Annotated in this window: 16 protein-coding genes; 10 read left to right on the top strand and 6 right to left on the bottom strand. The window is 71.9% G+C overall.

What is annotated here, in order from left to right; all coding sequences use genetic code 11:
• The first annotated feature begins 277 nt into the window (after positions 1 to 277).
• The 6 genes from ACFYOP_RS28825 to ACFYOP_RS28800 all read left to right on the top strand — a co-directional run bounded on the left by ACFYOP_RS28825 (position 278) and on the right by ACFYOP_RS28800 (position 8,187).
• Positions 278 to 1,612, top strand: coding sequence for a sensor domain-containing protein (locus ACFYOP_RS28825; protein WP_356897696.1), 1,335 nt, complete (start codon positions 278 to 280; stop codon positions 1,610 to 1,612).
• A 244-nt stretch (positions 1,613 to 1,856) separates the two neighbouring features.
• A complete protein-coding gene (locus ACFYOP_RS28820) occupies positions 1,857 to 2,516 on the top strand; it encodes a response regulator transcription factor (protein WP_356897695.1) in 660 nt (219 codons plus the stop codon).
• Positions 2,517 to 2,835: 319 nt separating this feature from the next.
• Positions 2,836 to 4,782 carry a 2-oxoacid:acceptor oxidoreductase subunit alpha gene (locus ACFYOP_RS28815; protein ID WP_356897687.1) on the top strand — a complete coding sequence of 649 codons (1,947 nt, stop codon included), beginning with the start codon at positions 2,836 to 2,838 and terminating at the stop codon, positions 4,780 to 4,782.
• Positions 4,775 to 5,824 (top strand): 2-oxoacid:ferredoxin oxidoreductase subunit beta, encoded by a 1,050-nt coding sequence (locus tag ACFYOP_RS28810; protein WP_356897686.1) that lies wholly within the window; start codon positions 4,775 to 4,777, stop codon positions 5,822 to 5,824. Before ACFYOP_RS28815 ends, ACFYOP_RS28810 begins: the two co-directional genes overlap by 8 nt.
• A gap of 166 nt (positions 5,825 to 5,990) precedes the next feature.
• Positions 5,991 to 7,079, top strand: coding sequence for an EamA family transporter RarD (rarD, locus tag ACFYOP_RS28805; protein WP_356897685.1), 1,089 nt, complete (start codon positions 5,991 to 5,993; stop codon positions 7,077 to 7,079).
• Between the two features lie 220 nt (positions 7,080 to 7,299).
• Entirely contained in the window at positions 7,300 to 8,187 is an 888-nt protein-coding gene (locus ACFYOP_RS28800; RefSeq protein ID WP_356897684.1) for a hypothetical protein, read from the top strand.
• 42 nt (positions 8,188 to 8,229) lie between these two features.
• Here ACFYOP_RS28800 and ACFYOP_RS28795 read toward each other — a convergent pair whose 3' ends face one another.
• The gene (locus tag ACFYOP_RS28795; protein ID WP_356897683.1) at positions 8,230 to 8,592 is read right to left on the bottom strand and encodes a DUF6401 family natural product biosynthesis protein; all 363 of its coding nucleotides are present in this window, start codon (positions 8,590 to 8,592) and stop codon (positions 8,230 to 8,232) included.
• Between the two features lie 397 nt (positions 8,593 to 8,989).
• Between ACFYOP_RS28795 and ACFYOP_RS28790 the strand changes: the two genes are divergently transcribed.
• Positions 8,990 to 9,439: a VOC family protein gene (locus ACFYOP_RS28790; RefSeq protein WP_356897682.1), complete on the top strand. Its 450-nt coding sequence runs from the start codon at positions 8,990 to 8,992 to the stop codon at positions 9,437 to 9,439.
• A gap of 193 nt (positions 9,440 to 9,632) precedes the next feature.
• On the top strand, positions 9,633 to 10,964 hold the full coding sequence (locus ACFYOP_RS28785) for a M28 family metallopeptidase (protein ID WP_356897681.1): 1,332 nt from the start codon (positions 9,633 to 9,635) through the stop codon (positions 10,962 to 10,964).
• Between the two features lie 76 nt (positions 10,965 to 11,040).
• Here ACFYOP_RS28785 and ACFYOP_RS28780 read toward each other — a convergent pair whose 3' ends face one another.
• From ACFYOP_RS28780 to ACFYOP_RS28765, 4 genes are all read right to left on the bottom strand, one after another.
• The gene (locus tag ACFYOP_RS28780) at positions 11,041 to 11,934 is read right to left on the bottom strand and encodes an ABC transporter permease (RefSeq protein WP_356897680.1); all 894 of its coding nucleotides are present in this window, start codon (positions 11,932 to 11,934) and stop codon (positions 11,041 to 11,043) included.
• Positions 11,921 to 12,871, bottom strand: coding sequence for an ABC transporter ATP-binding protein (locus ACFYOP_RS28775; protein ID WP_356897679.1), 951 nt, complete (start codon positions 12,869 to 12,871; stop codon positions 11,921 to 11,923). Before ACFYOP_RS28775 ends, ACFYOP_RS28780 begins: the two co-directional genes overlap by 14 nt.
• A 271-nt stretch (positions 12,872 to 13,142) precedes the next feature.
• Positions 13,143 to 14,390: a DUF2092 domain-containing protein gene (locus tag ACFYOP_RS28770; protein WP_356897678.1), complete on the bottom strand. Its 1,248-nt coding sequence runs from the start codon at positions 14,388 to 14,390 to the stop codon at positions 13,143 to 13,145.
• 183 nt (positions 14,391 to 14,573) lie between these two features.
• A complete protein-coding gene (locus ACFYOP_RS28765; RefSeq protein ID WP_356897677.1) occupies positions 14,574 to 15,584 on the bottom strand; it encodes a polyprenyl synthetase family protein in 1,011 nt (336 codons plus the stop codon).
• A gap of 225 nt (positions 15,585 to 15,809) precedes the next feature.
• Between ACFYOP_RS28765 and ACFYOP_RS28760 the strand changes: the two genes are divergently transcribed.
• On the top strand, positions 15,810 to 17,783 hold the full coding sequence (locus ACFYOP_RS28760; RefSeq protein ID WP_356897676.1) for a CocE/NonD family hydrolase: 1,974 nt from the start codon (positions 15,810 to 15,812) through the stop codon (positions 17,781 to 17,783).
• A gap of 111 nt (positions 17,784 to 17,894) precedes the next feature.
• Positions 17,895 to 19,121, top strand: a complete 1,227-nt coding sequence (fahA, locus tag ACFYOP_RS28755) for a fumarylacetoacetase (protein WP_356897675.1) — start codon at positions 17,895 to 17,897, stop codon at positions 19,119 to 19,121.
• A gap of 120 nt (positions 19,122 to 19,241) precedes the next feature.
• Here the strand turns inward: fahA and ACFYOP_RS28750 are convergent, their stop codons facing one another.
• Positions 19,242 to 20,111, bottom strand: coding sequence for a carbohydrate-binding protein (locus tag ACFYOP_RS28750; protein WP_356897674.1), 870 nt, complete (start codon positions 20,109 to 20,111; stop codon positions 19,242 to 19,244).
• Between the last annotated feature and the right edge of the window lie 39 nt (positions 20,112 to 20,150).

Here is a 20,150-nt window from a genome sequence, read left to right as displayed (position 1 = left end):
GCGGACGTCGAACTCGCCGCATAGCACCAGCAACCCCGAACCACCCCAAACCCGACAGAGATGCCTTGACGAAAGACATAGAGGCACCCCCCCGCGGCCCCTGCGTCTGCGCCCGCGTCCGGGCGCAGGCGCAGGGGTCGGCACGGCCCGGCACAGCCCGGCCCGGGCACGGTGGGGAAAACCCCCCGCCAAGACGGGGCCGGCCCTCATGGTGCGGACCGCGCCGCCGCACCACGCTGGAGTCATGACAGCCCGCATCCCAGAACGGACGACCCTGATGGCCACGGATTACGGATACAGCCCCCCGGCGGCCCGCCGGGAGCACTTCCTCCCTCCCGTACTGCGCGCGCCCTTCGAGGGCCGCACCTGGCGGGAGTTCGGCTACCTGGTGCTGAGCCTGCCGCTCGCCACCGCCGTCTTCGTGTTCGCGGTCACCATGACCTCGCTCGGCGCCGGCCTGCTCGTCACGTTCCTGGGCATCCCGGTGTTCGCCCTCTCTCTGTCGGCGCTGCGCGGCTACGGGGCGCTGGAACGCGCCCGCGCCCGGGCGCTGCTCGGTGTGGACGTGGCCGGGCCGGAGCCGGTGCTCGGCTCCGCTGGCGCCAGGAGGAACGGTTTCGTCGCGTGGATGGCCGGCACCCTCAAGAGCGGGGCGTCGTGGCGCCACCTGCTCTACGCCCTGCTCCACTTTCCCTGGGCGGTCTTCGGGTTCTGCGTCTCTGTGACCCTGTGGGTGACCGGCTGGTCGCTGCTGCTCTACCCGCTCTGGCAGTGGGTCTTCCCGATGTGGGGCGGCGTCGACGGCCTGCAGTTGTACGGGGACGGGACGCACAACTTCTATCTGGACACCCCGTTCGAGATCGCCGTGACGAGCGCCGTCGGGCTGGTGCTCACGATCACCACCCCCTGGGTGATGCGCGCGCTGACCGGTGTCGACCGGCTGCTGGTGACCGGGCTGCTCGGGCCGTCCCGGCTGGCGACCCGCGTCGTGGAGCTGGAGTCGGACCGCGGCGTCGTGGTGGACACGGCCGCGGCGGACCTGCGCCGTATCGAACGCGACCTGCACGACGGGGCGCAGGCCCGGCTGGTGGCCCTGGCGATGGACCTCGGTCTCGCGAAGGAGAAGCTGGCCGAGGACCCGGAGGCCGCCGCCCGGATGGTCGACGAGGCGCACGGCGAGGTGAAGGTGGCGCTGCAGGAGCTGCGCGACCTGGCGCGCGGCATCCACCCCGCCGTACTGACCGACCGCGGGCTCGACGCGGCGCTGTCGGCCGTGGCCTCGCGGTGCGCCGTTCCCGTGACGGTGGAGGTCGACCTGGACCGGCGGCCGGCGGCCGCGATCGAGGGGATCGCGTACTTCACCGTCTCCGAGCTGCTCCAGAACGTCAGCAAGCACGCCCGCGCCACCCGCGCGTCGGTGGACGTGTGGCGCTCGCAGGACCGGCTGATGCTCCAGGTCACCGACGACGGTCGGGGCGGCGCCGACACGACGGCCGGCACCGGCCTGGCCGGCCTCGCCGAACGGCTGGACGCCGTGGACGGCATCCTCGCCGTCGACTCCCCGGCGGGCGGCCCGACGACGGTGACCGCCGAGCTCCCCTGGCGCGGCTGACACGACCCGGCTGCCTCCCGCCGACTCACCGGCTCACCCTGAGCGGCCGGAGGCCGCCCACTGCCCCCGTCGCCCCCGCGGCAACCCTGCGACCCCTTCCTGCGTCCCCTGATGCGGTGACCGGCAAAAACGCGGCACAGGCCCCAGCGCGCTCCGATCCTGCGATGCTGGAAGGCGGCAGGCCGGAAGTACGCATCATCGGGGCAACAGGTCAACAGGGGGGCTCAAGGCTGTGGAGGACAGGGTGCGGGTGGTCATCGCCGAGGATTCGGTGCTGCTTCGGGAGGGCCTGACCCGGCTGCTGACCGACCGGGGGCACGACGTGGTCGCCGGAGTGGGGGACGCCGTGGCGCTGATCAAGACGATCGGCGACCTGGCGGCGCAGGACGCGCTGCCGGACGTCGTGGTCGCCGACGTACGGATGCCGCCGACGCACACGGACGAGGGGGTGCGGGCGGCGGTGCAGCTGCGCCACGAGCATCCCGGCGTCGGGGTGCTGGTCCTGTCGCAGTACGTGGAGGAGCAGTACGCCACGGAACTGCTGGCCGGCAGCAGCCGGGGGGTGGGCTATCTGCTCAAGGACCGGGTAGCGGAAGTGCGGGAGTTCGTGGACGCCGTGGTGCGGGTCGCCCAGGGCGGTACGGCCCTGGACCCGGAGGTCGTGGCGCAGCTGCTGGGCCGCAGCCGCAAGCAGGACGTGCTGGCCGGTCTCACTCCCCGTGAGCGCGAGGTGCTCGGTCTGATGGCCGAGGGCCGGACGAACTCGGCGATCGCGAAGCAGCTCGTGGTGAGCGACGGGGCGGTGGAGAAGCATGTCAGCAACATCTTCCAGAAACTCGGGCTCTCCCCCAGCGACGGGGACCATCGGCGGGTGCTCGCGGTGCTGACGTATCTCAACTCGTGAGCGGCCGGACGGACGCGTCCGCATCGTGAGCGGCGGGGGCGGCGTACGGCCGCCGCCACGCCCGACGAGAGCCCGCGCCGACACGCTGCCCGACCCCTCGGCACAGCGGTCCCAAGACCAGAGAATGAGCCGGGAAGTGGGCCCCGGAGGCCCCGGGGACAAGGAAAAGCGCCACAAACCAGGACGCCACGGCGTCTCACCATGAGGTCCGACATGTGAGCGGTCCGGGGAAGGCGACCCTTACGGTCGTAGGGTTGCCAGTGGGTCGGCCGGTCGGCCGGTCGGGCCCGAGGAACCGCCTCGAGGGAGGTCCAGTTCAGTGACCAGCCAGGTCAGTAGCCCGGCCGAAGAGGCCGATGAGGTCAACGGGTCCGATGAGGCCCTCGTCGGTGAGCAGCGCAGGCGCGCCGGCGAGAAAGAGATCCGCCGCCTTGACCGGGTGATCATCCGCTTCGCGGGTGACTCCGGTGACGGTATGCAGCTCACGGGTGACAGGTTCACCTCGGAGACTGCGTCGTTCGGCAACGACCTCTCCACTCTTCCCAACTTTCCCGCCGAGATCCGGGCGCCCGCCGGCACCCTGCCCGGTGTCTCCAGCTTCCAGCTGCACTTCGCCGACCACGACATCCTCACCCCGGGCGACGCGCCGAACGTGCTGGTCGCGATGAACCCGGCGGCGCTGAAGGCGAACGTCGCCGATGTGCCGCGCGGCGGCGAGATCATCGTCAACACCGACGAGTTCGCCAAGCGCGCCATGGCGAAGGTCGGGTACGAGACCTCCCCGCTGGAGGACGGATCGCTGGACGGCTATCGGGTCCATCCGGTACCGCTGACGACGCTGACGATCGAGGCGCTGAAGGACTTCGGCCTGTCCCGCAAGGAGGCCGGGCGCAGCAAGAACATGTTCGCGCTGGGGCTGCTGAGCTGGATGTACCACCGGCCCACTGAGGGTACGGAGAGCTTCCTGCGGCAGAAGTTCGCCAAGAAGCCGAACATCGCGGAGGCGAACATCGCGGCCTTCCGGGCCGGGTGGAACTTCGGCGAGACGACGGAGGACTTCGCGGTCTCGTACGAGGTTGCCCCGGCGAGCTCGGCCTTCCCGGCGGGCACGTACCGCAACATCTCCGGGAACCTGGCCCTCTCCTACGGCCTGATCGCGGCGAGCAAGCAGGCGGACCTGCCGCTCTACCTGGGCTCGTACCCGATCACCCCGGCCTCCGACATCCTGCACGAGCTGTCGAAGCACAAGAACTTCGGCGTGCGGACCTTCCAGGCGGAGGACGAGATCGCCGGGATCGGCGCGGCGCTCGGCGCCGCGTTCGGCGGCTCTCTCGCCGTCACGACGACCTCGGGTCCCGGTGTGGCGCTGAAGTCGGAGACCATCGGGCTCGCGGTCTCGCTGGAGCTGCCGCTGCTGGTGGTCGACATCCAGCGCGGCGGCCCCTCGACCGGGCTGCCGACCAAGACGGAGCAGGCGGATCTGCTGCAGGCCATGTACGGCCGCAACGGCGAGGCCCCCGTGCCGGTCGTCGCGCCGCGTACCCCGGCGGACTGCTTCGACGCCGCGCTGGACGCGGCGAGGATCGCGCTGACCTACCGGACGCCCGTGTTCCTGTTGTCCGACGGCTATCTCGCCAACGGCTCCGAGCCATGGCGGGTCCCGGAGATCGACGACCTGCCCGATCTGCGGGTGCAGTTCGCGACCGGCCCCAATCACGAACTGGCCGACGGCACCGAGGTCTTCTGGCCCTACAAGCGCGACCCGCAGACCCTGGCCCGCCCCTGGGCGGTGCCGGGCACACCGGGCCTCGAGCACCGTATCGGCGGCATCGAGAAGCAGGACGGCACGGGCAACATCTCCTACGACCCGGCCAACCACGACCTCATGGTCCGCACCCGCCAGGCCAAGATCGACGGCATCGAGGTGCCGGAGATCGAGGTCGACGATCCGGACGGGGCGCACACGCTCGTCCTCGGCTGGGGTTCCACGTACGGGCCGATCACCGCGGCCGTGCGCCGGCTGCGCGCCGCGGGCATCCCGATCGCCCAGGCCCATCTGCGCCACCTCAACCCGTTCCCGAAGAACCTGGGCACGGTGCTGAAGCAGTACGACAAGGTCGTCGTCCCCGAGATGAACCTCGGCCAGCTCGCCACCCTGATCCGGGCCCGGTATCTGGTCGACGCACGGTCGTTCAACCAGGTCAACGGCATGCCGTTCAAGGCGGAGCAGCTCGCCGGAGTTCTCAAGGAGGCCATCGATGAGTGAGGCGCTCAAGCTCGTGCCCAAGGCCGAGGCCAAGCAGTCGATGAAGGACTTCAAGTCCGACCAGGAAGTGCGCTGGTGTCCGGGCTGCGGCGACTACGCCGTGCTGGCCGCCGTACAGGGCTTCATGCCCGAACTGGGACTGGCGAAGGAGAACATCGTCTTCGTCTCGGGCATCGGCTGCTCGTCCCGCTTCCCGTACTACATGAACACCTACGGGATGCACTCCATCCACGGCCGGGCGCCGGCCATCGCGACCGGGCTGGCCTCGTCGAGACGGGATCTGTCCGTGTGGGTCGTCACCGGTGACGGCGACGCGCTCTCCATCGGCGGCAACCATCTGATCCACGCCCTGCGCCGCAATGTGAATCTGAAGATCCTGCTGTTCAACAACCGTATCTACGGACTGACCAAGGGCCAGTACAGCCCGACCTCCGAGGTCGGCAAGATCACCAAGTCGACGCCGATGGGCTCCCTCGACGCGCCCTTCAACCCGGTGTCGCTGGCGCTGGGCGCCGAGGCGTCGTTCGTCGCCCGCACCGTCGACTCCGACCGCAAGCACCTCACCGAGGTGCTGCGCCAGGCGGCCGACCACCAGGGCACGGCGCTCGTGGAGATCTACCAGAACTGCAACATCTTCAACGACGGCGCCTTCGACGTCCTCAAGGACAACGAGCAGGCGCTGGAGGCCGTCATCCGGCTGGAGCACGGGCAGCCGATCCGCTTCGGCGCGGACGGCGGGAAGGGCGTCGTGCGCGACCCGTCCACGGGCGACCTGGAGGTCGTCCGGGTCACGCCGGAGAACGAGTCGCGCGTCCTGGTCCACGACGCGCACTCCGCGTCCCCGACCACGGCCTTCGCGCTCTCCCGGCTGGCCGACGCGGACACCCTGCACCACACCCCCGTCGGTGTGCTCCGCAGCGTCGAGCGTCCCGTCTACGACACGCTCATGTCCGACCAGCTCGACGCGGCGGTCGAGCGTGACGGCAAGGGCGATCTCGCCGCGCTGCTCGCCGGCAACGACACCTGGACCGTCGTCGGCTGAGACCGGTCCACCAGCTGAGGGGAGGCTCCGGCCTCCCCTCATCGCTGTCCGCGACCGCCTCCGGGACCGGCCTGATCCGTAATGACCGTATGCCGATACGGGCATGACACAGGCCCCTCGCCGGGCGTACCTTGAGGGGACGCGCGGACGCAGGGCGGGAGGGTCAGTGAAGTCGGAGATCGAACAGCGGGCAGGACTGCTGTACGGGATCGGTGCCTACGGAATGTGGGGCCTGGTCCCTCTTTTCTGGCCGCTGCTCAAGCCGTCCGGCGCCCTGGAGATCCTTGCCCACCGGATGGTCTGGTCGCTGGCCGTCGTGGCCGTCGCGCTCCTGGCGCTGCGGCGCTGGGGCTGGGTGCGGGAGCTGGTGCGCCGGCCTCGCAAGCTGGGCCTCGTCGCCGTCGCCGCCACGGTGATCACCGTCAACTGGGGCCTCTACATCTGGTCCGTGAACTCGGGTCACGTCGTCGAGGCGTCGCTCGGCTACTTCATCAATCCGCTGGTCACCATCGCGATGGGCGTACTGCTCCTGAAGGAACGGCTCCGCCCGGCGCAGTGGGCGGCCGTCGGCATCGGCTTCGCCGCGGTCCTGGTGCTCGCCATCGGATACGGGCAGCCACCGTGGATCTCGCTGACGCTCGCGTTCTCGTTCGCCACGTACGGGCTGGTGAAGAAGAAGGTCAACATCGGCGGCCTGGAGTCACTGGCCGCGGAGACCGCCATCCAGTTCCTCCCGGCGCTGGCGTTCCTTCTCTGGCTGGGCACGAACGGCACGGGCACCTTCGCCGCGCACGGGGCCGGCCACGCGGCGCTGCTCGCCGCGACCGGTCTGGTGACGGCCGTGCCGCTCGTCTGCTTCGGCGCGGCGGCGATACGGGTGCCGCTGTCCACCCTGGGACTGCTGCAGTATCTGGCCCCGGTGTTCCAGTTCCTGCTCGGCATCCTCTACTTCCGCGAGGCGATGCCCGCGGAGCGCTGGGCGGGCTTCGCCCTGGTGTGGCTGGCTCTGACCTGCCTGACCTGGGACGCGCTGCGCACGGCACGCCGCAACAAGGTGGAGGCCCTGCGGCTGGCGGCGGTGGCGACGGCCTCCGGCGCCCAGCCGGCGGCCACGCCCGAGACCGGCGCCGTCGCGCAGCCCGGTACCGCGCCGCAGACCGGTGCCGTCGCGCAGTCGGGGAGCGTCACGCCGCAGGCCGACGTCGCGCCGGAGCCGGTCACGGGCGCCGCGTGGGAGGCCGGGCCGACGGCCTGACCGGCACGGCCGTCGACGGCCCGGGGGTCCGGGAGACGGCGAGGCTCACCCTGCCCACGCGTCTCCCCGACGGAACGCGCCCGTCAGGTCCGAATCTCCACTCGAACGGCTCAGCTTCGCCCCTCGGCGCAGGCCGGGGCCGGCCGACCGGTGCTACCACCGGAAGTCCAGGCCCCGGTCGTCCGGACCGAGGTAGCCCACAGAGCGAAGAGAGTGCGTCATGCAGCAACCCCTCGCGCTATCGGTCGACTTCGGTCAAGGCATCAGTGACGCATGGTCGGCCGTGGCCAGGTTCATTCCGAAGTTCATCGCCTTTCTGGCGATCCTGGTCATCGGCTGGATCATCGCCAAGGCCATCGCCAAGGTGGTCGACAAGCTGCTGCGCAAGGTCGGTTTCGAGCGGATGTCGGAACGCAGCGGCATTTCGAACACCCTCAGGAACTCCTCGTACGACGCCACCGGGATCATCACCAAGATCCTTTACTACGCGATCCTGCTGATCGCCCTGCAGCTGGCTTTCGGGGTGTTCGGCCCCAACCCGGTCAGCAACATGATCAACTCGGCCGTCGCCTGGATCCCGAAGGCGATCGTCGCCTGCGTCATCGTCGTCGTGGCCATGGCCATCGCACGCGCCGTCCGCGACATCATCCAGGGGGCCCTGTCGGGAACCTCGTACGGCCGGACCCTGGGCACGGTCGCCTGGGCCTTCATCGTGGCGCTCGGTGTGATCGCCGCGCTCAGCCAGGCGCAGATCGCGACCTCCGTCACCGGTCCGGTGCTCTGGGCGGTCCTCGCCGCGATGGCCGGCGTCGTGATCGTCGGTGTCGGCGGCGGCCTCATCGGCCCGATGCGGCAGCGCTGGGAGGGCTGGCTCGCGACGGCGGAGGCCGAGACCGGCCGCGCCAAGGAGAACGTCTCCGCGTACCAGCGCGGCCGCGCCGACGCCGCCGCCGGCCAGCCGGCCTCCGAGCGCCGGGCCGGCAGGCAGGGCACGGGCCAGCGCGGGCAGCCGGGCCGCGACACGGGAGGCAGCCACGACATGGGCCGCGGGCGCGGCACAGGACGTGACGAGGGCCCGGCGATGGGCAACGGCCGCGACCCCATGTGACCCACGGCCGCGACCGCGACGTCGGCGCGCTGCCGCGAAGCGTCAGTCGCCGAGCAGATCGTGCTCGCGGACCAGCCAGCAGACGGCGGTGAGCCGCAACGTCGCGAAGTCGTAGCCGACCGGCTCGGACCAGTCCGTCTCCGACAGCCAGTCGGTGAACCCGAGCACATAGTCCGCGAGATCCTCACGCCGCACCATGCCGTACGGCTCCTCCCGGGGAGCCTGGCCCGACCGGCGGGGAGCGGGCACAAGCGGTACGAGAGCGTCGCGCACGGCCGCCGCATGCTGGTCGACGGCCGCGACAAGCCCCGGCTCGAAGGAGAACTCCGAGAGCCGGGGCATGTACGTGGCGGCCACTCCGACCAGCGGGCAGCCGGGCGGCCCGCTGTGGGGCAGTGCGTCCATCCCTCCACGGTAGACGCGAATCAGCGCCCCCAAGACGTGACTTCCGTCGCAAACCGGCCACCCCGGCGGCGGGCCCGGTACGCCCGCACCTTGCCGCGGTTGCCGTACCGCTTCATCGAGCGGTTGCCGTACCGCTCCGTCGAGCACCTGCGGCGGCGCCGCCGCTGCCGCGTCGACCCGGTCCATGCGGGCCGGGTCCGCGTCACGCCCGGGGCCCTGCACACGGGGAGTCGGGCAGGACCCCGTACACGGCGAGCCGTCCGGGCCCTCCGACGGACGGCAACCCAGGCGCAGAGCACCCGGATCGAACACGAAGGTGTCGTCCGAGCGCGGTCGCATCGGCGGGCCGGGCGTGTCCTTTGCACTCCTCGTCACGTAACCATTACAAGTGGTAACCATGACAATGCACTGGAAGCTCGTGATCGACGCCGCAGATCCGCACACCCAGGCGGACTTCTGGGCCGCGGCACTCGGGTATCTCGTCGAGGACAACAGCCCTCTCATCGAACGGCTCCTCGCGCAAGGAGCGGTGCCGGTCGAGGCGACGGTCGAGACGCACGGCCGGCGGGCATGGCGCGATCTGGCCGCGGTCCGGCATCCGGACGACGCCCACGACGAGATGAGCGGCGCGGGACTCGGGCGCAGGCTGCTGTTCCAGCGGGTGCCGGAGCCGAAGACGGGGAAGAACCGGCTCCACATCGACGTGCACGCCGAGCCGGGACAGCGGGACGCCGAGACTGCCAGGCTGAAGGGGCTGGGGGCCTCTGTGCTGCGGCGGGTGAGCGAGCCGGGCGGGGAGTGGGTCGTGCTCACCGACCCCGAGGGCAATGAGTTCTGCGTGCAGTAGGCATCCGCTATGCGAACGGGCGTGACCGATTTCCGCCCTTGACGCCACGTCACGCTGTCCTCGAACATCAGCACGCACAACGCACGTGTACACGCATCACGTTCGACATCCAGCTCCAGCGCCCCGGGATCAGCCATCCCGGGGCGTTCCTGCACGTTCCGTCCTGTCCCCGTACGGAATCCGGAGCCCCCACATGAACCTCTCCGTTCCCAGACGTGTCCCCGCGGTTGCCGCGCTCGCCCTGGCCGGGCTGCTCGCGACCGCCGCGCCCGCGGTGTCGGCCGGACCGGCCGACGCACCGCCGGCGCCGATATCCGCGCTCGCCGCACCCGACATACCCCTCGCCAACGTCAAGGCGCACCTCAGCCGGTTCCAGTCCATCGCCGGCTCCAACGGCGGCAACCGCGCCCACGGCCGGCCCGGCTACAAGGCCTCGATCGACTACGTGAAGGCCCAGCTGGACGCGGCCGGATTCACCACCACCGTCCAGCAGTTCACCTCCAACGGCGCCGTCGGCTACAACCTGACGGCCGACTGGCCGGGCGGTGACGTGAACCAGACCGTGATGGCCGGCGCCCACCTCGACTCGGTCAGCTCCGGCGCCGGAATCAACGACAACGGCTCGGGCTCCGCGGCCGTACTGGAGGCGGCACTCGCCGTCTCCCGGGCCCAGTTGCAGCCCACAAAGCATCTGCGCTTCGGCTGGTGGGACGCGGAGGAGCTCGGTCTGGTCGGCTCGAAGTACTACGTCAACAGCCTCTCCACCACCGAGCGTTCACGGATCGCGGGCTATCTGAACTTCGACATGATCGGCTCGCCCAACCCGGGCTACTTCGTCTACGACGACGACCCCGTGATCGAGCAGACCTTCAAGGGCTACTTCGCCGGCCTCGGTGTCCCCACCGAGATCGAGACCGAGGGCGACGGCCGCTCCGACCACGCGTCGTTCAAGAACGTCGGCATACCGGTCGGCGGCCTGTTCACCGGCGCCAGCCGTACGAAGACCAGCGCCCAGGCCCAGAAGTGGGGCGGCACGGCCGGTCAGGCGTTCGACCGCTGCTACCACTCCTCGTGCGACACCACGGCGAACATCAACGACACCGCCCTGGACCGCAACAGCGACGCGATCGCCCACGCGATATGGACGCTCTCCGCAGGCGGCACGACCGAGCCGCCCGGTGACGTCTACGAGAACACCACCGACGTCGCCGTCCCCGACGCCGGCGCCGCGGTCACCTCCACGGTGACGGTCTCCGGCCGCACCGGCAACGCCCCCGCCGCACTCAAGGTCGGGGTCGACATCAAGCACACCTGGCGCGGCGATCTCGTGGTGGACCTGGTGGCCCCGGACGGCACCGCGTACCGGCTGAAGAACTCCAGCGGGAACGACTCGGCGGACAACGTCATCACCACGTACACCGTGGACGCGTCCGCGGAGACGGCGAACGGCGCCTGGAAACTGCGCGTCCAGGACGTGGCGCGCTATGACACGGGCTACATCGACAGCTGGAAGCTGACCTTCTGACGGCTGTCGGCGCGGCTGCGTGCGTGTGCGGGACGGGCCGCGCACGCACGCAGCCGGCTTCCACGGGCGGGCCCGGCTACGAGTTGACGTCCTTCGAGGTGAAGCGGGCCCAGGCCGCGGAGCCGAAGACCGCCGCGTACAGCGCCTGCAGGCCGAGGTTTCGCCGGACCTCGTCCCACAGGAGCGGCTCGCGCATCAGGTCCGCGAAGGACAGCCAGTAGTGCGGGAAGAGATAGGGGTGGACGGCGTCCAGCTGCGGGATCGTGCCCAGGATCTGCACCGTGATCAGCAGCCCCACGGTGGTCGCCATCGCCGCGACGCCGCTGCCGGTGAGGGTCGACACGAACAGTCCGATCGCGGCCAGCCCCACCAGTGACCCGGCGACGACCGCCGCGATCAACAAGGCGCGCCACAGCCCCTCCGTGAACGGCACGGGGACGCCCGAGATCGTCGTGACCTCGCCGAGCGGGAAGAGCAGCGCCCCCACGGCGAGTGCGGACAGCGCCACGACCAGGGTCGCCACCAGGCAGAAGGCGCAGACGGCGGCGAACTTGGCGAGCAGCAGCCTGGTACGTCCGGCCGGGGCGACCAGCAGATAGCGCAGCGTGCCGGAGTTCGCCTCGCCCGCGACGGCGTCGCCGGCGACGACACCGACCGCCATCGGCAGGAACACGGGCAGCGTCGCGGCGAGGGCCGCGAAGACCAGGAACAGCCCGTTGTTGGTGATCTGGGTGACGAAGGCCGGCCCGCCGCCGCCCTCGGGGCCGCCCCCGCCCACCGTGCCGCCGCCGCTCGTCTCGATCCTGACGGCGACGCCGATCAGGACCGGCACGGCCGCCAGCACCCCGAGCAGGGCGAGCGTGCGCCAACGGCGGAAGGTCAGCGTCAGCTCGGAGCGGAACAGCCCGAGCGAACGCAGTGGGCGGCGGCCCCGCGGGGCGGCCGACGCCGCCGTCTCAGCCTGCGACATCGAAACCCTCACCCGTCAGCGCCACGAACGCGTCCTCCAAAGAGGCGCGTTCCACTCCGAAGCCCCGTACCCGCACCCCGCCGTGCACCAGGGCGGCGTTGAGCTCCGCCAACCCGGCGTCGTCGGCCGGCGGGTCACAGGTCACCCGCTCCCCTTCGTGGCTCACCGCGGCCAGGCCGCGTTCCGTGAGGATCCGGGCCGCGTCGGCCGCGTCCGGGGACAGGACGGTGAGCCTGCCCCGGGCGCCCGCGGCGAGCTCCGCGACCGGGCCCTGGGTGATGAGCCGCCCCTGCGCCATGACGGCGGCGTGCGTGCAGACCTGCTCGATCTCGTCCAGCAGATGCGAGGAGAGGAAGACCGTGGAACCGTCCGCGGCCAGCTCCCGCACCAGGGCGCGGATCTCGCGCATGCCCTGCGGGTCGAGCCCGTTCGTCGGCTCGTCCAGCACCAGCAGCCGCCGGGGCTGGAGCAGCGCCGCGGCCAGGCCGAGGCGCTGCTTCATCCCGAGGGAGTACGCCTTGGCCTTCTTGCCCGCCGCCTGGGTGAGCCCCACCCGGTCCAGGGCGGCGGCGACCCGCGCCCGGCGGGTACGGGGGTCGGCGGTCGGGTCGGCCGCGTCGAAGCGCAGCAGGTTGTCCCGGCCGCTGAGGAACCCGTACAGCGCGGGTCCCTCGATCAGCGCGCCCACGTGCGGAAGCACGGTGCCCGCCGAGCGGGGCATCGGACGGCCGAGGACCGTGGCGCGGCCGGCGGTGGGAGCGATGAGGCCCATCAGCATCCGGATGGTGGTGGTCTTGCCGGACCCGTTCGGCCCGAGGAACCCGAAGACGCTGCCGGCCGGCACGCTGAGGTCCAGCCGGTCGACGGCCAACTGCCCGCCCCGGTAGCGCTTGGTGAGCCCGTGCGTCTCAATGACGGCCGTCTGCGTCTCTTTCAAGGGTTCGGTTCACCTCCGGGGCGCTCTCAGCGTCTGCCGACGGTCGATTGTGCTCGATCTCCCCCAGACTCCGTCCGGGGGCACCCCCACGTACCTCAGATCTCCGCGCTCCCCCTGCCTTCGGCGGGGGTACCCCCACTTCCTTCTTCCTTTCGGCAGCCGCGCGCCTCTTGGGTTCACTCGCCCGTGTTCCGGCGGCTCCGTCTCCACGCCCCGCCGCAGCGGGCCTACGGCGGGGCGCGGAGCCGACCCGCCGCCCCGACCGGTCGTGCTACTTGCCTTCGTTCGCTGCCTTGACCAGGGCGTCCTTGGTCACCGCGCCGGCGTAGACCGTGCCGTCGTCCGTCATCAGGACATTCACCAGGCGCGTGGTGAAGACCGTGCCGGAGCCGAACTTGCCCTGGACCTTGTCGCCGAGCGCGTCGAGGAACTGCTGGGCCTCCGCCGGGACCTCGTTCCCGGCGTCCTTGCCGCCGGTCGGGCCGCCCGCCTCGCCGCCGTGGCCCTCGATCCTGGCGATGGACGTCCAGCCCTCGCCGATCACGTCGAGGCCGCCCAGGTCCTCGAGGCCCTCGAACTCCTCGGGGGCGTGCTCCGGGGCCCGCTCGTGCTCCAGCTCGTCGGCCTCCGTCACCTTGGCGCCCTTGGGCGGGGTGAAGTCGAAGGTCGAGGCGGCCGGCCGGGAGAAGTCGACCTTGGTGAAGCCCGCGTCGATCACGGCCTTGCCGCCGCTGCTCGGCGTGAGCGTGAACTTGAGCGGCACGCCGTGCTCCGCGTCCACCGCGACGGTGATGGAGCCGATCGTCGAACCGGCCTGCTTGGGCTTGACGACCAGCTTGTACGCGTCCCGGCCGGCGACCTGGGAGGTGCCCCCGACGGTGATGGACGTGGTGTCGCCGGCGGCCTTCAGCACCTCGTCGGCGAGGTCCTTGGGCGTGGTCGGGAAGTCCTCCGGCAGGTCCTCGGGGGCCTTGCCGTCCTTGCCGTCGTCGCCCTCGCCCCTGCCGTCGTCCGTGGCGTGGTAGACCTCGTTCGAGGCGCTGTCGTAGCCCCACACCTCGTCACCGTTGTGGATGAGGCTGTACTCGGAGGAGTCCTGGAGGATGGACACCTTCTGCCGGTCGGGGCCGTCGGCCGCGACCCGCAGGGTGTGGGTGCCGGTGGCGAGCTCGGTCAGTTTGGCGTCGGGGGCGGCCGACGAGCCGCCGCCGTCCTCGCCGTCCTCGCCGCCCATCGCGCCGGCGAGACCGCCGAGCGACGGCAGCCCGAGGTCGGTGCTGATCTTGACCGTGCCGGAGAACTGCTCGGTGTCCGACGCGGCGATCTTCTCGATGAGTTCCTGCGCGCTGACCTTCGGCAGATCCGGGTCACCGGAGGCAGCGAGCGCCGGGACGAGCCCGATGGTCGCCGCCGCCACTCCGGCCACCGCGACCGGGACGAGATAGCGGGCGGCCCTGCGGGGCCGCACCGCGAGGTCCTTGGCCTCTTCGGTGGTCTGTGTGCTGTCGTTCGGTGCCATGGTGTGCCCTACCTCCGTGGTTGTCAGGGGTGGTGCAATCCATATGACCAAATGGGCGGCCCGGAAGCGTCAGACCCCGGGCGCAACTTGGCGTACCTCTCTGGGATGAGACATCGTGCCCGCAACTGGCCCGTCCCGTAAGGGACAAGAGCGCCGTGCACGATGCGCCCGACCGGGGAGCGGTCAGCCGGCGCGGTGGACCACCGCGTCGCACAGTTCCTCCAGGGCGGCCTTGGCCGAGCACTCCGGGAGCGGGCCGAGCAGCGCCCGCGCCTCCTGCGCGTACCGCACGGTGTCCCGGCGGGCCTGCTCGAGCGCCGGGTGCACGCGCAGGCGGCGCAGCGCCTCCGCGTGCCGCAGGTCGTCGGTCAGGTCGCTCTCGAGGAGCTTCACGAGCTCGAGGTCGTCCGGCCGGCCCTCGGCCTCCGCCAGGGCGCGCAGGCGCAGCACCGGCAGGGTCGGGACGCCTTCGCGCAGGTCGGTACCGGGGGTCTTGCCGGACTCGTGGGAGTCGGAGGCGATGTCGAGCACGTCGTCGGCGAGCTGGAAGGCGACGCCGAGCCGCTCGCCGTACTGGGTGAGGATGTCGACGACATGGTCGTCCGCGCCGGACATCATCGCGCCGAAGCGGACGGACACGGCGACGAGCGAGCCCGTCTTGCCGGCCATGACGTCGAGGTAGTGGTCCACCGGGTCGCGGCCGTCGCGGGGGCCCGCGGTCTCCAGGATCTGGCCGGTCACCAGCCGCTCGAACGCCTCCGCCTGGATGCGTACGGCCTCCGGGCCGAGGTCGGCCAGGATGTGGGAGGCGCGGGCGAACAGGAAGTCGCCGGTCAGCACGGCCACCGAGTTGTCCCAACGGGTGTTGGCGCTGGGCACGCCGCGCCGCACGTCCGCCTCGTCCATGACGTCGTCGTGGTACAGCGTCGCGAGATGGGTGAGCTCGACGACCACGGCGGAGGGCACGATCCCCGGCGCGTACGGGTCGCCGAACTGGGCCGCGAGCATCACCAGCAGCGGCCGGAACCGCTTCCCGCCCGCGCGCACCAGGTGCTGCGCGGCCTCCGTGATGAACGGGACCTCGCTCTTCGTGGCGTCGAGCAGACCCGCCTCGACGGCCGACAACCCGGTCCGGACATCGGCCTCAAGAGCCTGGTCCCGCACGCTCAGCCCGAACGGCTCGACGACGGTCACGAGGGGATCTCCTGTCTGCTGACGATCACACGGATTGTCGATGTGTCGCTGGATTCACTCAAGTCAGCGTATCCGGTCGCCTTTCGATCACCATGAGCGCCTTCCCGCCGCGCCCATATGTTCGAGAACAGGATCAATAAAGCGAAATGCGGCATTTGCTCGATACCGTCGGACCACGCTCCGCCGTGCCGCCTTTCTCCCCTTCCGCGCCACCGAGGTCCCGCCATGCGCATCCGTACCGATTTCCCGTACGAGACGGTCCACGCGGATGTCCGCGTCCCGCTGCCGGACGGCACCGAACTGCACGCGCGAGTATGGCGGCCGGTCACCGACGAGCCGGTGCCCGCGCTGCTCGAATACGCGCCGCACCGGCTCACCGACGCGACGGCCGTGCGCGACGGCGAGCGCCACCCCTGGTACGCGGGACACGGCTACGCCTCCGTTCGGGTCGACGTGCGCGGCCACGGGAACAGCGGCGGTGTGCCGGGCGGCGAGTACGACGCGATCGAGCTCTCCGACGGCGTCGCCGTGATCGAGTGGCTGTCCCGCCGGCCGTGGTGCGACGGCCGGGTCGGCATGTTCGGGATCGGCCGGGGCGGGCGGAACGCGCTGCGGATCGCGGCCCTCGCGCCGGATCCGCTGCGGGCCGTGGTCGTGGTGGACGCGACGGACGACCCGTACGACAACGACGGCCCCTATACCGGCGGATGCGTCGCCGGGCAGGGGCTGCATTCGCGGGCGGCCCGGCGGCTCGCGCTCGCGGCCAGGCCGCCGGACCCGCTGCACACGGGTGACGAGTGGCTCGCGATGTGGCTGGCGCGGCTGGAGTCGCTGACGCCCGTGGTCCACACCTGGCTGGCCCATCGGCTGCGCGACGAGTACTGGCTGAGCGCCGGGGTCAGCGACGACACCGCCGCCGTGGCGGCGGCCGTGCTGGCGGTGAGCGGCCTGCACGACCCGTGCCGGGACACGGTCCTGAGGCTGGTCGAGCGGCTGCCGGCGGACCGGGTGCGGGGGCTGATCGGACCGTGGCCGCACCAGTACCCCGACCGCGAGCCGGAGCGGGGCGGGCGCGGGGACGCGGTCGGCTTCCTCCAGGAGACGCTGCGCTGGTGGGACCAGTGGCTGAGGGACAGGGACACCGGCGTGATGTCCGAGCCGCTGCTGCGCTGCCGGCTCGAGGCGGCCGAGCCGGCGCTGGGCCGCTGGACGGGTGAGCCGGCCTGGCCGTCCCCGCACGTCACCGTCGTCCCCTACGCGCTGGGCGGCGGACCGGTCCTCGTCGACTCCCCGCAGCACACCGGGGTGGACGCGGGCCGCTTCCGGCCGGCCGGGCACGACGCCGACCTGCCGCCGGACCAGCGGGAGGAGGACGCACGGTCGGTGTGCTTCGAGTTCCCCGTCGGCGAGGAACCGATCGGGGTCCTCGGCCGGCCCCGGCTCGCCCTGCGGCTGACGGCCGCGGGGCCGGGCGGCTTCGCCGTGGCCCGGCTCTGCGACGTCGCCCCCGACGGCGCGGCCCGGCTCGTCACCCGCGGCGCGCTGAACCTCGCGGCCCGCGAGGGCCCGGACCGGGCGGTGCCGTGGCCCGCCGGCACCACCCAGGAGGTGAGCTTCGACCTGGCCGCCGCCGGCCACGTCTTCGCGCCGGGACACCGCATCCGGCTCGCCGTCTCCTCCGCGTACTGGCCCTGGATCTGGCCGCACCCCGGCCCGGCCGGCTTCACGCTGGACCCGGCGGGCTCCCGGCTCGACCTGCCGGTCCGCGGGCCGGAGCAGGAGGGCGCGGGCTTCGCGGAGCCCGAGCACGCCCGGCCGCCCGCGGTCGCCGTCCCGCAGACCCTCGACCCGCCGCGGCCGCGGCTGCTGCTCGTACGCGACGTGCCGGCCGGACGCTGGACCCTGGAGGCGACACCCCACCGGGGCGGCGCCCATGTCCACCCGGACGGCCTGGAGTACACCGAGGAGTGCCACGAGACGTACACGATCGAGGAGGCCGACCCGCTGTCCGCCCGCGCCCTGTCCGAGTGGACGGTCCGGCTGCACCGGCCGGAGGAGGCGTGGGACGCCCACGTCTGGACGCGCTCCGAAATCGGCCGGGAGGAGGCGGGGTTCGTCACCTCGGACGAGCTGGTGTGCAGGAGCGGCGACGAGATCGTCTTCCACCGGACCTGGGAGCGGCGCATCGGTCCGCCCTGACGTCCGGACCGGCCGCCGGGGACACGGAACCGGGCGCCGGGCGCACTGCCGGGGCCGCCGGACCGCCACGTAACGTGTCCCCTACATCCGTGGAAAGCGAGGCAAGCACCGATGCCCGAGCAGAGCCCGCTCGATCTCGCCGAGGGCGATCCCTTCGGCCCGCACAACCTTCCGTACGGCGTCTTCACCACGGCCGACGAACCCGAGCGCCGCAGGCTCGGTGTCCGGATCGGGAACCATGTGCTCGACGCCGGGGCCGCCGCCCAGGCGCTCGGCTCGCCCTATGCCGGACTGCTGGCACAGCCGAGCCTCAACCCGCTGCTGGCCGCCGGGCGTACGGCGTGGCGTGACGTGCGCAGGGCGCTCACCGCATGGGTGACGGTGCCGGCGCACCGGCCCGACATAGAGCCGCTGCTGCACCCGCTGGACGCCGTGACGATGCACCTCCCGTACGAGGTGGCGGACTACGTCGACTTCTACGCGAGCGAGCACCACGCCACCAACGTGGGCCGCATCTTCCGTCCGGACGGCGCCGCGCTCACCCCCAACTGGAAGCACCTGCCGATCGGTTACCACGGCCGGGCCGGCACGGTCTTCGTCTCCGGCACCGACGTCGTGCGACCGTCGGGGCAGCGGAAGGCGCCCGCCGACGCGGCGCCGGTGTTCGGTCCCTCGGTGAAGCTCGACATCGAGGCGGAGGTCGGCTTCCTCGTGGGCACGCCGTCCGAACCGGGCAGTCAGGTGGCACTCGGGGACTTCCGCGACCACGTCTTCGGGATGTTCCTGCTCAACGACTGGTCGGCGCGCGACATCCAGGCGTGGGAGTACGTGCCGCTCGGTCCGTTCCTCGGCAAGTCCTTCGCCACGTCGGTGGCCGCCTGGGTCACCCCGCTGGAGGCGCTGGACGCGGCCAGGACCGCGCCGCCCGCCCGTGACGTCAAGCCGCTGCCCTACCTCGACGACTCCGAGGCGGAGGAGCCGGGCGGTTTCGACGTAAGGATCTCGGTGGCGATCAACGGCCGGCTCGTCGCGGAGCCGCCGTTCGCCACGATGTACTGGACGGCCGCCCAGCAGCTCGCCCACATGACGGTGAACGGCGCGTCGCTCCGTACGGGCGACCTCTACGGCTCCGGCACCGTCAGCGGCCCCGAGGTGCACCAGCGGGGCTCGCTGCTGGAGCTCACCTGGAACGGCCGCGACGCGTTCGAACTCCCGGAGGGCAAGCGGACGTTCCTGGAGGACGGCGACGAGGTGACCATGACCGCGTGGGCGCCCGGCCCGGACGGGGTCCGCGTCGGCCTCGGCGAGGTCACCGGCCGCATCGTCCCCGCCCGCTGACGGGTCGCCCCCGCTGTTGCGTTGAAGCCCCGGCCCCCCGGCTCAGGGGGCCGGGCCTTCGCGCGGCCCCGTCAGCCGCGCCTCGCCGTGGTCACTCGCTCCGCCGGAGCGCCGCCGTGGTCACTCGGTCCGCCAGAGCGCCGGGACCGACGGCGGCTCCCAGCCGGGCTGGGCCACATGCGCCTGGAGGCACACATATGCGCTGCCTCCATGGGTGACCCGGGCTCCGACCGCATAGGTCGTGCCCACCGCCCATGTCCCGCCCGGCGGTGGCGTGGTGGGGCCGTCGGTCGGGCCGGGTCCTGGGTTCTGCGGCACGTTGAGCACGAAGTCGAAGGCCGCCTCCTTGGCGCCCCCGCTGTCGCGCACGGTCATCAGCAGCCGCGCGTCGAACAGCGCGTCCGTGTTGTTGCGGGGCTCGCCGGGGAAGTAGAGCTGGGTGGTGAGCACGGGCCGGCCGGGTGCCTGCGCCTTGACGTGGAGGTGCCGGGTGCGGCCCGGATACAGGCCCGGCACGATCGTGGTCAGCGTGAACGCGCCCCGGGCGTCGGTGAACTGGTGGCCACGGAAGCGGAAGCCCACGTTGTCGTACGCGCCGTTGACGTCGGCCTGCCAGAAGTCGAGCAGGACCCCGCTCAGCGGAAGACAGGCCAGCCCGAAGACATGGCCGGTGACGGTCAGGCGTGTGCCCGGGGTGCCCGGCTGCCACAGCGAGGTGCGCCGGGGGGAGTTGGGCTTGAAATAGGGGCCCTCCATCTGCGGCGGCGTCGGGTCGTCGCCGTCGTCGCACTCGGGCGTGAGGGCGGGGGCCGCACCGGTCGCCGAGGCGGTGCGTGCCAGCGCGGGCACGCCGATCAGTGCGATCGGCGCGGCCGCGGAGACGGCGAGCGCCGCCCGCAGCACCGCCTTGCGGCTCGGGTGCGGAACGGGTGTGCCGTGCGTGCCCGTCTCCTCCGGGTCTTCCCCGGTCGTGCCGGTGGCGCCGTCCATGCCTGCTCCTTCGTGGGGGCGTCGGGGATCGGCACCGAA

The organism is Streptomyces sp. NPDC006294 (assembly GCF_042870895.1).
Lineage (GTDB): Bacteria > Actinomycetota > Actinomycetes > Streptomycetales > Streptomycetaceae > Streptomyces.
The sequence above is the reverse complement of the archived record's forward strand: the minus strand, read 5'-3'. Positions and strand labels throughout refer to the sequence as shown.

Bases quoted from the DNA above. Each gene is read 5' to 3' on its own strand.
- ACFYOP_RS28825 (WP_356897696.1), top strand. From the start codon at position 278: ATGGCCACGGATTACGGATACAGCCCCCCGGCGGCCCGCCGGGAGCAC.
- ACFYOP_RS28810 (WP_356897686.1), top strand. From the start codon at position 4,775: ATGAGTGAGGCGCTCAAGCTCGTGCCCAAGGCCGAGGCCAAGCAGTCG.
- ACFYOP_RS28800 (WP_356897684.1), top strand. From the start codon at position 7,300: ATGCAGCAACCCCTCGCGCTATCGGTCGACTTCGGTCAAGGCATCAGT.
- ACFYOP_RS28795 (WP_356897683.1), bottom strand. From the start codon at position 8,592: ATGGACGCACTGCCCCACAGCGGGCCGCCCGGCTGCCCGCTGGTCGGA.
- ACFYOP_RS28790 (WP_356897682.1), top strand. From the start codon at position 8,990: ATGACAATGCACTGGAAGCTCGTGATCGACGCCGCAGATCCGCACACC.
- ACFYOP_RS28785 (WP_356897681.1), top strand. From the start codon at position 9,633: ATGAACCTCTCCGTTCCCAGACGTGTCCCCGCGGTTGCCGCGCTCGCC.
- ACFYOP_RS28780 (WP_356897680.1), bottom strand. From the start codon at position 11,934: ATGTCGCAGGCTGAGACGGCGGCGTCGGCCGCCCCGCGGGGCCGCCGC.
- ACFYOP_RS28770 (WP_356897678.1), bottom strand. From the start codon at position 14,390: ATGGCACCGAACGACAGCACACAGACCACCGAAGAGGCCAAGGACCTC.
- ACFYOP_RS28760 (WP_356897676.1), top strand. From the start codon at position 15,810: ATGCGCATCCGTACCGATTTCCCGTACGAGACGGTCCACGCGGATGTC.
- fahA (WP_356897675.1), top strand. From the start codon at position 17,895: ATGCCCGAGCAGAGCCCGCTCGATCTCGCCGAGGGCGATCCCTTCGGC.
- ACFYOP_RS28750 (WP_356897674.1), bottom strand. From the start codon at position 20,111: ATGGACGGCGCCACCGGCACGACCGGGGAAGACCCGGAGGAGACGGGC.